A 13,018-nucleotide genomic window follows, 5' to 3' on the forward strand; every position below is an offset into this window, starting at 1 on the left:
CAGCACCGTCGACACATCTCTATTAGTATTTCAAATTATGTGCAATACTAATGCTCAGTCATCTCGGATGATCATGAGCTTCACCCGGTTTACCCCGTCGAAATCACGAAGGCGGTAGGTGAGTTCCCGTACCTGTCGGCCAGTGCCGTGACAGAACAGGGATTCAAGACACCACTCTCCCTGATGTGTGTGACTCGTGTTGAGGATTACGTCCTGGTATGCATGTTGCACCCCGTGGAGTTCCTCGATCACCTCGTGGTGGCGGTAGTCAAAGGCAATAAGTGCGATCACATCTCCGCTGAGCGTCTCCAGTTGGGAGTGCGATTCAATATACTCCTGCATCGCCTCGCGTACCGCCCGGGATCGGTTATCCAGTCCTTCCTCCTGCCAGACCTGGTCGAACTCCTCGACAACGCTATCAGGGATATTGAAGCTCGTTCGCATACGATCACCTCGGATAGCTGGACACAAGAGCCTGCGTATGATGTTCCCCCCGATCAGGTATTAACAACCGTTATTCGGCGTTCTCGCCGAGCGACGAATATGACGATGATCCCAGGAGACGCCGTCGGCCTGCTACTCGGTTCGGTCGCACTCGGTGCTGTCCACGGTATGGAACCCGGTCACGGATGGCCTGTCGCTGCCTCCTATGCGTTGGATCAGACGAACAAGTGGTTCTCCGGCTTGGCGGCGAGTTTGCTTATCGGCGTCGGGCATCTCATCAGTAGCCTCGCCATGGTCGGCGTGTTCTTCTATGCGAAATCCTACTTCAGTCTCACACAAGTTAACGATCCACTCACCGTGTTTGGTGGTGTCCAGATCGGTGGCCCGGTCAGTCTGGTTGCAGGGGTGCTTCTCATTGGCCTTGGGATTCGAGAGTACAAACATGGTCACTCTCACGGCAGCAGCGATCACGAACACGCCCACGACGACCATTCTTCCCACGAGTCGGGGAGCCATGCCGGAGCCGACCATAGCCACGACACGCATCCTCAGTCATCAGTTGACGACGGACTCGGCTCTCGGCTAACACGCGCCCTTCCATCCATCGGTGGAGACGCACACAACCACGATGCCTCTACTGAGGTTGCTGAACGGGGGCTGTTTGGGATTGCGTGGTTTGCCTTCCTGCTTGGATTTGCCCACGAGGAGGAGTTCGAGATTATCGCTCTCTGTGCTGGCTCGAATTATTGTCTCTCATTGATGAGCGCGTACGCGATAACCGTCATCTGTGGTATCGTCGGCCTCACGATGCTGCTGATTGCGGGCTATCAACACCACGAGGAGACCGTCTCGCAGTACACGCCGTATCTACCGGTTGTTTCCGCTGCTGTGCTCACCATCATGGGTCTGGGCTTCATCATCGGCGTGTTCTGATGAGCATTGTTGCACAGCCCGTTGCCTGCTGTCGGTTCGCCAGGCATATCTATTCAAAACCGGTGTCGCAATACTGCTCTCTTTCATGATCGGGCATGTCTGCCGTCTGTCTGCGCCCTAGCGACTGCTCTCTGGAGACTCCCACCCGGTAATCCAGAGTCTGTATTGTGTTTTAAACACACGATTATTTATGCTGTGGCTTACTTCCGGTACAAATACGTTTCGACAAAAATATATTTCTGGTAAAACAAAGAAGAGTTTATTCTATCTATACCCATTGGCTAACTGCAATGGTAGTCGAAGCTGACGAACTACAGGCGGAACTCGAATCGAAAGGTGAACTGATGCTTGCTGTCTCGGAGTTTGAGGAGCCACTGGAAATGCATCTCCACGACACAGAGATCAACGATGATACTGTTCGGATTGAGCTGACCGATGGTGTCCTCACGTTCGACGTTGAGGAGGTCGTCTCGATGTGGCACCACACTCACTCGCTCGCAGATTTCGGCCTCGAAGACTGATCGCTGCCGTTTTTCGCATCCTTTCTTCCCGCTCTTCCAGCCACGCAAATTCTTGGTTCTATTGGTTATTTTTCTTATGCGTATAGGGAAACCTCGCGGTTGATTTTTCGCGGGTGGCGATACTCCGCTGTACAGCCGGTTTTCTGCCGATTTGTGTTCTGTTGTCCATATTCCCATCTGTCGGGAATTGGTCTAGTACGTTTATACAATAGCGTTCGAAGGTATACCTGTGAGGGAGACCCAATGACAACAACACAAACCACGTCGCTGCTCGGCCGGACAGACGCCTTCGATGATGCCGGATCGGCTGCGACCTATCTGCTGCTGGCGGTGCGGCTCATCACCGGCTACTGGTTCCTCCATGCCGGCTGGACGAAGTTCACCTTCGTCGCCGGCGAGCCGTTCGACGCCAGTGGCTACCTCGCCAACGCCGACAGCCCGATCGCGTGGCTCTTCGGCTTTGTCGCCGAGACGCCGTGGCTGCTTGAGTTCACCAACTTCATGATCCCGGTTGGGGAGTTCCTCATCGGGCTTGGCGTTATGCTCGGCGCGCTGACGCGGCTGGCCGCCTTCTTCGGCGGCTTCCTGATGGTGCTGTTCTACCTCGGGAACGCCGACTGGGCCCACGGCTACGTCAACGGCGACCTGATGGGACTGCTCCTGTTCGCCATCATCGGGATCTTCGCCGCCGGCCGCGTGGTCGGCGTTGACGGCTTCATTGAGGACACCGAGTTCGTCAGCCAACGACCGTGGCTGCGCTACCTCCTCGGGTAGCCGGCTGGGTCGTCGCATTTTACCCGATTCGTTCCACTTTTTGCCGCGTCGTTCCCGATAGCTGAGAACAGCCACCGCTTGCTTGTTTGTGCCGACCGTTGTCTCGGATATGACAGAGACGGTCGACTCGGCAGATGACACCGATTGTCCTTCGGGTGGGCCGCCCACCGCTGCCATCCCGTATCCGTACGTTGTGGTCGATCCGGCTGGCGACATCACCGCTGTCTCCGAGGCCCTGATCGAGCGCGTCGATATCGACCGCGATACCCTCGTCGGCAACGACCTTGCGACGATCCTCTCGGTTCCAGCCGAGAGCATCGCCGACACGCTGGCGACGTGTGCCGACACGGGCCGTGTCGACGACCGCCCGGCCGTCCTCACCACGGCCGATGGGCAGACCGTTCCCGTCTCGTTGCGCGGCCGAGCCACCTACGACGACAGCGGGACACTTTGTGCCACCCACTGGGGGTTCCACGACCGCGAAACAGCCACCCCAGTCGTTGACGACGATGGGCCCGCATCGATGGAGACGATCATCGAAGCAGTTCCTCATCCCCTCTACGTCCTCAATGTCGACGATTACACCATCCAGCACGCGAACTCGCTTGCTGACGGCCATCCCGGCACGACCTGCTACTCGGTGACCCACGACCGCGACCGGCCGTGTGACGAGGGGGATGATCCGGTACCCTGTCCGCTCCAGGAGGTCGTCGAGACCGGCGAGCCGACGACTGTTGAGCATACCCACTACGACGCTGACGGCACCGAGCGCGTCCATGAGGTGCATGCCGCCCCGATCGTCGACGACGAGGGGGAGGTCGTCCAGTTGGTCGAAAGCCTCATCGATACGACCGAGCGGGTCGCCTACGAGCAGCGGCTCAAACGCCAGCGCGACGACCTTGAGACGCTCAACCAGGTGCTTCGCCACGACATCCGCAACGACCTCCAACTCATCTTGGCGTACAGCGACGTGCTCACAGACGGAGTCACAGCCGACGATGAAACGCACGTGCAGACGATCCGTGAGAGCGCGGAACACGCGGTCGAACTCACGAAGACCGCCCGCGAGATGTCGGATGTGTTGCTCGATACCGACACCGCAGTCGGGACAGTTCGCCTGCGACCGGTTCTCAACGGCGAGGTCGACAGCATCCGGGATGCACACGACGCCGCCAGCATCACCGTTGACGGCGGGATTCCCGATGTCACCGTCGCCGGCAACGAGATGCTCGGCTCGGTGTTCCGGAACCTCCTGAAAAACGCGATCCAGCACAACGATAAGCCGGTACCTGAGGTCACGGTCTCAGCCGCCGCCGAGGCCGACACGGTGACCGTGCAGGTCGCGGACAACGGCCCCGGTGTCCCAGACGATCAAAAGGCAGAGATCTTCGGGAAGGGTGAAACCGGGCTGGATAGCGCCGGTACCGGTCTTGGCCTCTATCTGGTCGAGACGCTTGTGTCGACCTACGACGGCTCGGTGTCGGTCACTGACAACGATCCCGAGGGTGCCGTTTTCGTCGTGACGCTCCCACACGCGGAGTGAGATAGGTCGCCGCGCGCTGTCGACCCGCTAGGCTGGTACCTTCTTGTAGTCGACGTAGTCGGCCCCGCGGAACGCCTCGAGGAGGTTGATTGCGGCGCGGGCTCCTTCGCCGACGGAGGTTGCGATCTGTTGGTGGCCGCCGGTGGCGTCGCCAGCTGCATACACGCGATCGACTGTCGTCGACTGATCCGGCTCGGTGACGATCTCGTCGCCATCGACCGGAATTCCGAGCATCTCGGCGAGATCAGTCCCGCCGGCCGTTCCGAGGGCAACAAACAGCCCGTCGACAGCGATCGTCTCGCCGTCAGTAGTGACAATTCCCTCCAAGCCGTCGTCGCCAACCAGCTGATCGAGTCGATCGGTGCGAACCGGGATCTCCGCGGCGTCGACCTTCGCTTGAAGCTCCGGATCAGCGTCGAATTCGTCACCGTTGGTAAGCAGCCGAACATCGTCGGTGTAGTCCAACAGCATCAGGGCCTCTGTCGCGGCGTAGTTGCCGTTGCCGACGACGGCAACCGGTCGATCACGGTAGAAGTAGGCGTCACACTCCACACAGTAGGAGACGCCTTGGCCCTCGTAGGCCTCGACATCGGCGATCGCCGGGCGTTCGTAATCGGCACCGGTCGCCAGGATCACCCCGTCGACAGCGTACTCATCGACGGTCGTCTCGACGCGGAAGCCGTCGTCGGTGCGTTCGATGTGGACGACCTCCTCGCTGATCCGCTCGGCACCGTACTTTTCGGCGTGCTCTTGGCCCACCTCGACCAACTCCGGGCCGGTGACGCCATCAGGGAAGCCATAGACGTTCTCCATCCGGCTGACATCCCGCGTGGTGCCGCCACCGTCATCGAAGACGAGCGTCCGTTTGTCGGCACGCGCCGTGTAGATCGCTGCACTCAACCCAGCCGGGCCACCACCGATGATTGCGACTCCAGACATGTGTATAAAATACAAGACTACGAACGAACTTAGACCCTGTGTTTCATCTGATGCACACAACTAAATCGATGAATCTTCTCAATTGGCTCTATTTACGGCTCTAAATATCTATATGCGGCTTTTTGGCTTTATTTGACTAAAGCTATCTTGCGCATTTTAAGCACAAGCATAATATATCATGATCCCCTACCTGAGGGTGATGAGTGACGCTGATTCGATCGAGGAGATCCGCGAACAGAAGCGGCAGGAACTGATGGAAAGCCTCCAAGACGGCGAGCCGTCGAGTGGTGCCGATACTGATGGCCGTCCAGACACCGCCCTGGAGACACCGATCCACATCGACGGCGTTGACCACTTCAACGAGGTAACAGCGCAGTACGATGTCGTCCTCGTCGACTTCTATGCGGACTGGTGTGGCCCGTGTCAACAGCTCGAACCGATCGTCGAGGAGGTCGCTGCCACCACCGATGCCGCTGTCGCAAAGGTCGATATCGACCGCCATCAGCGGCTTGCCCAACAGCACGGCGTCCAAGGCGTGCCGACGATGGTCGTCTTCAGCGACGGAAAGCCGGCTGATCGGTTGGTCGGTGTCAAGAGTGCGGCCCAGCTGACGAACGTTATCGACTCCTATCGGTAACTACCACGACCGACCAGGCTGGCGGCTGTGGTCGGCGACAATGTCGAGGAAGGTGTCGAACACGCCGGCTGTCTCGGTGGCTGCGGCGACAGCGTCGTCGGTGACTGTTGCGGCGGCGTCAGCGTCTGTTTCCTCGTCGAGATCCTTTGAGTCAAGAATCCACTCGGCCGTTTGGCGGTCGTACTCCGGATGGAACTGGAGGCCGTAGCTGGCACCCAGCCGGAAAGCTTGAACCCCATACTCATTGCGGGCCAACTCGACGGCCCCGGCTGGTAGCTCGGCGACGCGGTCGGAATGGGTCTCAAACGCGGTCATCGGCGAGTCGATCCCGGCAAACAGCGGATCGTCGCCGCGCTGTTCGATCGATCGGTAGCCGATCTCATAAGCACCCATATCGACGATTCGGCCGCCGAAGGCTTGGGCGAGCAGCTGGTGACCCCAACAGATCCCGAGCATCGGCACGTCCGCCCGCTGTGCGGTGCGAACCCACGCGGTCAACTCGTGAATCCAGTCGTGGTCGTCGTAGACCGATGTCTGGGAACCACTGATGACAACGGCATCGTAGGCCCGATCGCGCTGCTCCGGCGCCGGCGGGCGTTCGCCCTCGCTGGCCTTGTAGGTACGTGTCTCGGCGTCGATCTCGCGGGTCAGATTTCGTTCGGCCGGTGTGTCGCCGATTGAGGCATCGACGATGGCGATATGGGGTTCCATGGGTCTGTGATTGTGCGACAATCTCGTTGCGTGTCAGGGACTGTGCTGGCCACGTTGTGTACCCTGGCTGTCGTGTGCGAGTTGGCGTCGTTGTCGCGTCGTTAGGATTCCACTTCGGCTGTCGGCGGCGTGACATCGGCGTACTTCTCCTCGAACTCCTGGATCAACTGCCCCGTCTGTGCGTACCAGTCGTTGAGGAGTCGCTGCATCTCGTTGGCGACAACCTCAGGATCGGTTGGGACGTAGACATGGTAGTAGCCGCCGGCGTCGTAGTTGATCTGTTCTTTCTCCAGGAACCCGGTCTGTAGTAGTCGCTGTACCGATCGGTACGCTGTCGACCGTTCTCGATCGACAGCGTCGGCGACGTCATCGACTGTCAGTGGTTCCTCGGCCGTCACGAACGCCTGAAAGCACTCCCGATCAAGCGGCTTCAGGCCGTGAAAACAGGCCAGGAGATCCTCACATCGCATATCTGACCGGAGTTGTTCGGCCATTGAATCAACCATTGTAGTAACCACTACTTGCTGTGACAGCAAAAGTGTTGTGCATCGATTACAATTCTATACACAGTCGCTGTGATCGCCGGCGGCGGTCGTTGTCGATACCAGTTCATCGTCACCACTGTCATTTGCCGTCCGTCTTTTTACTCCACGGCTGGTGAGGCGGTTCGGCTCTCCTCCCGTAGTGCGGTGATGCTGCTGTAGACGACCGCCCCACTGACCAACAGCGCGGAGCCGAGGATCAATACCAGGCTCACACGGTTGAGGATCGGCATCTCGTAGACTTTGCCGATTTCACGGACAGCCACCGCCAGCGCGCCGCCGAGCAACATCAGCCCGAAGTAGACCTTGATGTCGTCTTCGTTGACGATGCTGGTCGCCGCCGAGCCGATCCGCGCGCCGAAGGCACTCCCGGCCAACAGCGGGACGACGATCGAGAGATCGACGCCGCCGTCGAGCGCGTAAAGGAAGCTCCCCAGCCCACCGGAGAAGACGATCTCGAAGAGATCCGTCCCAACGGCGATCGGCACCGGGACACCGATGAGATAGAACAACGCCGGCATCCGGATGAAGCCGCCGCCAACACCGAGGAAGCCCGACAGCAACCCGGTCGCAAAGGCAACCCCGAGGATCATCCACAGCGAGACGGTGACACCGCCCCGGAGGCTGATCATCGGCGGCACGTTGTACGACTGGATCGTTTTGGCGATATCCGGGATGTCGTCGGCATCAGCCGCCGCCTCGGCGGCATCGTGGTCGATACCGCCGTCGCTGTCGCCTTTGACGGCTTCGTAGGTGACGAACGCGCCGATCCCGCCAAGCAGGAAGACGTAGGTCACGCTGATGATCGAGCCGGCAAGCCCCAGCGCTTCGAGATAGACGACCGTCTGTTTGCCGACCTCAATGCCGGCGGTTGTGCCGACGATCATCAACAGCCCGAGTTTGTAGTCAACCTGCCCGAGATCCCGGTGTTTCAGCGTTGCGATCACGGAGGTACCGAACACGAACGCGAGGCCGCTACCGACGGCCACACGCGTCGGATACCCCATGACCAGCAGCGCCGGGGTGACAAGGAAGGAGCCACCCATCCCGAAGAAGCCAAACAGCACGCCGATCAGGAGGCCGAACCCGACGAACAGCCCGACCATCGCCATACTGAGCCCGAGTAGCTCCATGTTATGTGTTCCTGAGTCGGTTGACGACGCGCTGGCCGAGCACATCCTCGACGACCCCGTAGACGCCATAGAGAATGATCGCCTCTGCCAGCACCGCGCCGATCAGTATCGCGCCGTCGATGCTAGCCGACAGCGAGCCAGCCTCAATCATCGGTCTGTGCCCCGTTGGTTCGTAGTCTTGTGTGGTTCATACTGTTCTGCTCAGTAGCTCGTAGTCGGAGCAGCGTGATAATAGTTTTGGGTTTACTAAACAATATTACTAACGCGGCGGCGACGGCTATCCCACGTGAATATCTCCATACGTTATGGGAATACAGCCGTCGCGGCGTATCGCAAAAATCGACCGACAAACCGCGGCACACTCTGTTACGCGCGCTGATACATTTACGAACGTCACCGATACTTTTCGGCAGTAGTTGGTAACTTCGCGCATCGACCGATTGAGATGGCGACTCGTAGCAGCAATAGTATTGATTAATAGAAACAATATTAAGGGCAGAGGGTGTACCTGCTGGTATGCGCGCCATCTATGCAACCGATCTGTCGGCGGCCAGCGAGGCGGCGATCCACAACGAAACCTGCCTGGAGTGTCTCGAACGCATCGGCGTCGAGGAGATCCATCTGGTCACGGTCATCCCCTCAAACATGCACGCCGGCATGCCGGGGATGAACTTCGAGGAGCGGCGGGAGGAGGGGCTCAACCGGTATGAGCGTGTCATGCAAGACGCCGGCTTCAGCACCGACACCCACGTGGTGCGGGGGACGCCCCACCGCCGAATCAACGGGATCGCCGACGCCGAGCGGGCCGACCTGACGATCGTCGGCTCCCGCGGACAAAGCCCCCTTGCCAACCGGGTTCTGGGATCGACCGCGCGCAACCTCTCCCGGACGACGGTCGTCCCGCTGTTAGTCAACCGGATCGAACGCGAGGCCGACGATCCCGACGTGCTCCGAGAACACCTCTTCCAGCGCGTTCTGTATGCGACGGATTTCTCGGAGAACGCCGATCGCGCGTTCAACGCGTTTTCCTATCTCCGCCATGCGACCCAGGAGGCGACGCTCGTACACGTCGAATCGCCGAAGGAACCCGACAACGACACCGACGCCACCGACCAGTTGGCGACACTCGAAGGCCGACTCGACCAGTGGGATATCGACACCGACACCCAGGTTCGGTACGGTGATCCGGCCGAAGAGATCCTCGAAGCCGAAGCCGAGGTGACGCCGACGACGATCCTGCTTGGCTCTCGCGGCCAGAGTCGCCTCCGGCGGCTACTGATCGGCAGCGTCTCCGAGACGATTATCGCCCAGGCGTCAAGTAACGTCTACATGGTGCCGCCGCCGCGAACAGCCTGAGACAAGCGACGACGGCGTGGCTGTGGTGGGTTCCCCTGTTTTTCGATTCGACTGTCCTACTCCATCGGCCCACGCTTCTGATACTCCCGCAGCACCGCGGTCGCGTACGACCCACTCGGCAGCGCGAATGCAAACGTCAGGTCGTCGGGATCGACAGCGAGATCGGTACGCATCAAAATTGCTCGCCGGGTTCCACTTGAGGTGAACTCTCCTGGTAATTCGAAGTCGCCTGGTTCGATGCCTGCGTTCGCAAGCACCTCACGTTCGATCTCGCCAGGCTCGCCGTCGGCCAACTCGGTGTCGGTGCCGACCAGCGGCGCGGTCACGAACCCCCGGCCACGATCACAGTGACGTTTCATTACGTCGACCCGGCTTTCGGCGACACGCTGGAGGCGGTCGGTATCGGGGGCGTACAGCCCCTCTGGGGCGTCGCTGTCGACGAAACAGCAGACGTCGCCGGCGACCGGGCGGTCAAACGGCAGTCCGCGGCGCAGGCGTTCCGAGAGCATGCGGTTGAACAGAGACGACTGGGCGGCGTTGACGAACAGTTGCTGGAGGTTCCAGGGGACAGCTTCGAGTGCGTGCCGGAAATCGTCGGGTGCGGACGCGCCGTCCTCGGCGAGCCGATGCAGCATCGATCGCTCGTAGCCGAGTTGTCCGGGCAGCTCGTCGAGACAGGCCCCCCAGTCGGGATCGTCGCTGGCGGCCTCTTCGGCGACAAACGCCCGGGCCGCCTGCGTTGCCTCGGGTTCGGTTTCGAATGGATTGGCGACGTACGACAGCACCGCTTCGCGCCACTCGCCGGCGACGATGTTGAGTCCGACCTCGTGGGTCACCGGCCGGCGGCTCCCGAACCGCTGCTGGCCGAACCAGTTGGGAATCCCGGCGATGACGGTGTCGTCAGTGTCGCCGCTGTCGTCGCCCTCGTCGCCACCGAAGGCCCGTAGATCGTCGGTGATTTCCTTGACGCGCTCGCCCGCGTCAGCGTCGGCCTCCCGCACCCGGATCTGAAACCGATTGCCGTGAAGATCGCCAAACGAGATCGGCCGGCCGGTTCGACCGAGCACGTCGATATCGGCGGCCTGAATATCCAGGCCCGCGATGGCCTCGGGATCGCCGTTGCTCACGGAGAAGAGCTGTGTCGTCACCGCGTGTTTGTCCTTCGTGCCAGCCCAGGAGATCCGCTCGCGGCTGATTTCGAGGGCATCCGAGAGTCGCCCGGCAAAATCGTTGGTGTCCCACGACTGCAGCGTCACCCGTAACAGGATCTCAGGGTAGGCACCAGGGTCGGCCGCAAGCGGTTCGGGCTCGAAGTTTTCGATCTCCTCGACCCGGAAATCCGCGGGTTCGACGCGGAGTTGCCCGCCGATGCCGTCGGTGTCGCTGACGTAGTAGTCGATGCCGACTGCCTGCTCGATGGGGTGGGCCTCACGCATCGGCGACCACTCCGGGCGACCGGCGGTCGTTGTGCATACCTCCCGTCGAACGGGCTCCCACATCCCTCTGTCCCTTCCAACGAGCGACTGCGCACCGATAGCGAACCGAGCGATACTTGCGGCGTCCCACGGGAGCCCGGATATGGCAGAAATAGAAACGATCACCACTCACGGCCACGAGCACGTCCAAGCGACCCACGAGTCGACCTTCGAGTTCACCAGCGACGACTGGCTGACCCCCGCTGGCGACTGTATTCTCGGGATTCAGGCCGATCAGGTGCCCGCCGACTTTGATCCGGCGTTCGTCGCAGCGGCCCAATCGGCCGACGCCGAGATCACGGTCATCATCGAGGTCGGCGACCACAGTCAGACGATCACCGGTCGCGGCCACCCCGAGTTGACCTTCGACGACGACCGCAGCATGGTTGCCCGCACCTCCACGTACACCGACGACCGTACCGTCATGATCGACGCCGACGCCGCAGCCACCGACATCGACCGCGAGTTGGTGGCCGAACTGGCTGCTGGCGCGACAGCGACCGTTGAATTCCGCGTGGACTCATAGCCAACGACGCCGTTGTTTTACCGGCGGCGACCGTACCCCACGCTATGCCCACACGACGTGCGGCCCTTGCCGCTCTCGGGATCTCGGTCGGGCTTGCCGGCTGTCTCGGCGGCCCACCGGAGCTTGATCCCCAGCTCCCCGGCTTTGAGGAGGCTGAAAACGGCACGGCCGACGGCGAAGCGGATCCGTTTTCGGGGATTGTCTTCCGTGAGCAGACACTCCAGGATAAGGGCGCGGCAATCGACTTTGTCGTGACGGCTGAAAACACCGGGACGGAACGCCAGCCGATCACGCTCAGAGCCTTTCTCTATACGGACGACAGCAACGAACCGCTTCGCACTGTCGATCGCGTCTTTGATCTCCGCCCGGGCGTCGAAGAGCGCGTTGGCTTCCCAAACGGAGGGATCAGACTTTCATCATCGGAGCGCGAGCGGCTGAGCCGCCTTGTGATCAACGCCAAGGTCGGCGGCTACGGGGCAAATTTTCAGGAACTCGCCACCTACTCTGGTGAGGACGTTCGGGCCGTCGTCAGCGACTAACTAACAGTCGGCGTCGCCAACAGGCCCGGATAGCGGCGGCTCGTCAGACTGGTAGTCGACGCCGCTGCCGCCCAGCGGGAGGTTGAACCGGTACTCGTAGGCGATCGCAAACAGCCCGAAGGGATCGCTGAGGAACCGCTCAACATCGGTCACCCCACGGAAGACGACGCCTGTTCGAAGCTCGATCATCGGTGGTGCGTCCTCGGCGGTCGTCCCCGCAAGCTCGATCCCGATGGTGCCTGGGCCGCCAAGATTGGTCAAAAGCGAGAGGTGGACGACCATCTCGATCTGTGGGCCGAGCGTCCCGATGGTGAAGTTGTAGCCGCCCGCCGGGAAACAGGCGTTGTCGCCGGTTGTGTCGGACTGTTGGAGTGGACTGGCCGGACTGTCTGTGGACATACTGATCGCTGCGGTGGTGTCACCCCCACCGATCTCACCGACTCCCGTCCCGCCGACGGCCGCAACCGGGGTTGTGGCGAGCAGCAGGCTCACGACCACAGCCGCTATTCGGTGCAGCCTCGGGGATGCCATACAGTGGATTGTCGCCGCTCGTACAAAAGTCTCCTTAGCGGTCGTCGGCGAACAGCCCCTCCAGCAGGAAGGTTGCGGAGGCCTCGTTGGTCGCCAGCGGCGTGTCATGCACATCACAGATCCGCAACAGCGCGGAGACATCCGGCTCGTGTGGCTGTGCGGTCAGCGGATCCCGCAGGAAGATCAGTCCCTCACAGTCGCCGTCGGCGATCTCGCCGCCGATCTGCATGTCGCCGCCGAGTGGCCCGGAGGCCTTCCGTTCAACATCCAAGTCGGTCGCCTCCATCAGGCGTTTGCCGGTCGTCCCGGTCGCCATCAGTTCGGCCTCCGAAAGCCACTCCTCGTGGGCGCGGGCGAACTCGATCAGGTCATCCTTCTTTTCATCGTGGGCGATCAGTGCCAATCGCATTGGCT

Annotated in this window: 17 protein-coding genes; 8 read left to right on the top strand and 9 right to left on the bottom strand. The window is 60.9% G+C overall.

Annotation, left to right across the window (positions count from 1 at the left end; genetic code table 11):
- Positions 1 to 54: 54 nt before the first annotated feature.
- The gene (locus DM826_RS02470; protein ID WP_120101067.1) at positions 55 to 444 is read right to left on the bottom strand and encodes a CopG family ribbon-helix-helix protein; all 390 of its coding nucleotides are present in this window, start codon (positions 442 to 444) and stop codon (positions 55 to 57) included.
- Positions 445 to 549: 105 nt separating this feature from the next.
- Here DM826_RS02470 and DM826_RS02475 point away from each other — a divergent pair, with 105 nt between their 5' ends.
- From DM826_RS02475 to DM826_RS02490, 4 genes are all read left to right on the top strand, one after another.
- A complete protein-coding gene (locus tag DM826_RS02475; RefSeq protein ID WP_120101366.1) occupies positions 550 to 1,377 on the top strand; it encodes a sulfite exporter TauE/SafE family protein in 828 nt (275 codons plus the stop codon).
- A gap of 290 nt (positions 1,378 to 1,667) precedes the next feature.
- Complete coding sequence (locus tag DM826_RS02480; RefSeq protein ID WP_120101070.1) at positions 1,668 to 1,898, top strand: hypothetical protein; 231 nt, start codon at positions 1,668 to 1,670, stop codon at positions 1,896 to 1,898.
- A gap of 243 nt (positions 1,899 to 2,141) precedes the next feature.
- Positions 2,142 to 2,672, top strand: coding sequence for a DoxX family protein (locus tag DM826_RS02485; RefSeq protein WP_120101072.1), 531 nt, complete (start codon positions 2,142 to 2,144; stop codon positions 2,670 to 2,672).
- Between the two features lie 109 nt (positions 2,673 to 2,781).
- Positions 2,782 to 4,215, top strand: a complete 1,434-nt coding sequence (locus tag DM826_RS02490; RefSeq protein WP_120101074.1) for a sensor histidine kinase — start codon at positions 2,782 to 2,784, stop codon at positions 4,213 to 4,215.
- Positions 4,216 to 4,242: 27 nt separating this feature from the next.
- On the opposite strand, the gene DM826_RS02495 is transcribed toward DM826_RS02490, so the two are convergent.
- Positions 4,243 to 5,154 carry an NAD(P)/FAD-dependent oxidoreductase gene (locus DM826_RS02495; protein ID WP_120101077.1) on the bottom strand — a complete coding sequence of 304 codons (912 nt, stop codon included), beginning with the start codon at positions 5,152 to 5,154 and terminating at the stop codon, positions 4,243 to 4,245.
- Positions 5,155 to 5,353: 199 nt separating this feature from the next.
- Between DM826_RS02495 and trxA the strand changes: the two genes are divergently transcribed.
- Entirely contained in the window at positions 5,354 to 5,791 is a 438-nt protein-coding gene (gene trxA / locus DM826_RS02500; RefSeq protein ID WP_120101079.1) for a thioredoxin, read from the top strand.
- Here the strand turns inward: trxA and DM826_RS02505 are convergent, their stop codons facing one another.
- From DM826_RS02505 to DM826_RS12945, 4 genes are all read right to left on the bottom strand, one after another.
- Positions 5,792 to 6,502, bottom strand: coding sequence for a type 1 glutamine amidotransferase (locus DM826_RS02505; protein ID WP_120101082.1), 711 nt, complete (start codon positions 6,500 to 6,502; stop codon positions 5,792 to 5,794).
- Positions 6,503 to 6,603: 101 nt separating this feature from the next.
- Positions 6,604 to 7,008 carry a helix-turn-helix domain-containing protein gene (locus DM826_RS02510; protein ID WP_120101084.1) on the bottom strand — a complete coding sequence of 135 codons (405 nt, stop codon included), beginning with the start codon at positions 7,006 to 7,008 and terminating at the stop codon, positions 6,604 to 6,606.
- Between the two features lie 137 nt (positions 7,009 to 7,145).
- Positions 7,146 to 8,177 carry a sulfite exporter TauE/SafE family protein gene (locus tag DM826_RS02515; protein ID WP_120101086.1) on the bottom strand — a complete coding sequence of 344 codons (1,032 nt, stop codon included), beginning with the start codon at positions 8,175 to 8,177 and terminating at the stop codon, positions 7,146 to 7,148.
- Between the two features lies 1 nt (position 8,178).
- Positions 8,179 to 8,328: a DUF7512 family protein gene (locus DM826_RS12945; protein ID WP_165853232.1), complete on the bottom strand. Its 150-nt coding sequence runs from the start codon at positions 8,326 to 8,328 to the stop codon at positions 8,179 to 8,181.
- Positions 8,329 to 8,693: 365 nt separating this feature from the next.
- Between DM826_RS12945 and DM826_RS02520 the strand changes: the two genes are divergently transcribed.
- Positions 8,694 to 9,533 carry a universal stress protein gene (locus tag DM826_RS02520; RefSeq protein WP_120101089.1) on the top strand — a complete coding sequence of 280 codons (840 nt, stop codon included), beginning with the start codon at positions 8,694 to 8,696 and terminating at the stop codon, positions 9,531 to 9,533.
- Positions 9,534 to 9,589: 56 nt separating this feature from the next.
- On the opposite strand, the gene truD is transcribed toward DM826_RS02520, so the two are convergent.
- Complete coding sequence (gene truD / locus DM826_RS02525; RefSeq protein WP_120101091.1) at positions 9,590 to 10,969, bottom strand: tRNA pseudouridine(13) synthase TruD; 1,380 nt, start codon at positions 10,967 to 10,969, stop codon at positions 9,590 to 9,592.
- 142 nt (positions 10,970 to 11,111) lie between these two features.
- Here truD and DM826_RS02530 point away from each other — a divergent pair, with 142 nt between their 5' ends.
- Together DM826_RS02530 and DM826_RS02535 are read left to right on the top strand one after the other, a co-directional pair.
- A complete protein-coding gene (locus DM826_RS02530; RefSeq protein WP_120101093.1) occupies positions 11,112 to 11,534 on the top strand; it encodes a DUF371 domain-containing protein in 423 nt (140 codons plus the stop codon).
- A gap of 44 nt (positions 11,535 to 11,578) precedes the next feature.
- Positions 11,579 to 12,073, top strand: a complete 495-nt coding sequence (locus DM826_RS02535) for a hypothetical protein (protein ID WP_120101095.1) — start codon at positions 11,579 to 11,581, stop codon at positions 12,071 to 12,073.
- Here DM826_RS02535 and DM826_RS02540 read toward each other — a convergent pair whose 3' ends face one another.
- Positions 12,074 to 12,604 (bottom strand): DUF7332 family protein, encoded by a 531-nt coding sequence (locus DM826_RS02540; RefSeq protein ID WP_120101097.1) that lies wholly within the window; start codon positions 12,602 to 12,604, stop codon positions 12,074 to 12,076.
- A 34-nt stretch (positions 12,605 to 12,638) separates the two neighbouring features.
- A complete protein-coding gene (locus DM826_RS02545) occupies positions 12,639 to 13,013 on the bottom strand; it encodes a methylglyoxal synthase (RefSeq protein ID WP_120101100.1) in 375 nt (124 codons plus the stop codon).
- Positions 13,014 to 13,018 lie beyond the last annotated feature (5 nt).

This window comes from Halonotius aquaticus (assembly GCF_003605575.1).
GTDB lineage: Archaea > Halobacteriota > Halobacteria > Halobacteriales > Haloferacaceae > Halonotius > Halonotius aquaticus.

Bases quoted from the DNA above. Each gene is read 5' to 3' on its own strand.
- DM826_RS02515 (WP_120101086.1), bottom strand. From the start codon at position 8,177: ATGGAGCTACTCGGGCTCAGTATGGCGATGGTCGGGCTGTTCGTCGGG.
- DM826_RS02530 (WP_120101093.1), top strand. From the start codon at position 11,112: ATGGCAGAAATAGAAACGATCACCACTCACGGCCACGAGCACGTCCAA.
- DM826_RS02490 (WP_120101074.1), top strand. From the start codon at position 2,782: ATGACAGAGACGGTCGACTCGGCAGATGACACCGATTGTCCTTCGGGT.
- DM826_RS02520 (WP_120101089.1), top strand. From the start codon at position 8,694: ATGCGCGCCATCTATGCAACCGATCTGTCGGCGGCCAGCGAGGCGGCG.
- DM826_RS12945 (WP_165853232.1), bottom strand. From the start codon at position 8,328: ATGATTGAGGCTGGCTCGCTGTCGGCTAGCATCGACGGCGCGATACTG.
- DM826_RS02545 (WP_120101100.1), bottom strand. From the start codon at position 13,013: ATGCGATTGGCACTGATCGCCCACGATGAAAAGAAGGATGACCTGATC.
- DM826_RS02480 (WP_120101070.1), top strand. From the start codon at position 1,668: ATGGTAGTCGAAGCTGACGAACTACAGGCGGAACTCGAATCGAAAGGT.
- DM826_RS02535 (WP_120101095.1), top strand. From the start codon at position 11,579: ATGCCCACACGACGTGCGGCCCTTGCCGCTCTCGGGATCTCGGTCGGG.
- DM826_RS02470 (WP_120101067.1), bottom strand. From the start codon at position 444: ATGCGAACGAGCTTCAATATCCCTGATAGCGTTGTCGAGGAGTTCGAC.
- DM826_RS02495 (WP_120101077.1), bottom strand. From the start codon at position 5,154: ATGTCTGGAGTCGCAATCATCGGTGGTGGCCCGGCTGGGTTGAGTGCA.
- DM826_RS02540 (WP_120101097.1), bottom strand. From the start codon at position 12,604: ATGGCATCCCCGAGGCTGCACCGAATAGCGGCTGTGGTCGTGAGCCTG.
- DM826_RS02510 (WP_120101084.1), bottom strand. From the start codon at position 7,008: ATGGTTGATTCAATGGCCGAACAACTCCGGTCAGATATGCGATGTGAG.
- DM826_RS02485 (WP_120101072.1), top strand. From the start codon at position 2,142: ATGACAACAACACAAACCACGTCGCTGCTCGGCCGGACAGACGCCTTC.
- truD (WP_120101091.1), bottom strand. From the start codon at position 10,969: ATGCGTGAGGCCCACCCCATCGAGCAGGCAGTCGGCATCGACTACTAC.
- trxA (WP_120101079.1), top strand. From the start codon at position 5,354: ATGAGTGACGCTGATTCGATCGAGGAGATCCGCGAACAGAAGCGGCAG.
- DM826_RS02505 (WP_120101082.1), bottom strand. From the start codon at position 6,502: ATGGAACCCCATATCGCCATCGTCGATGCCTCAATCGGCGACACACCG.
- DM826_RS02475 (WP_120101366.1), top strand. From the start codon at position 550: ATGATCCCAGGAGACGCCGTCGGCCTGCTACTCGGTTCGGTCGCACTC.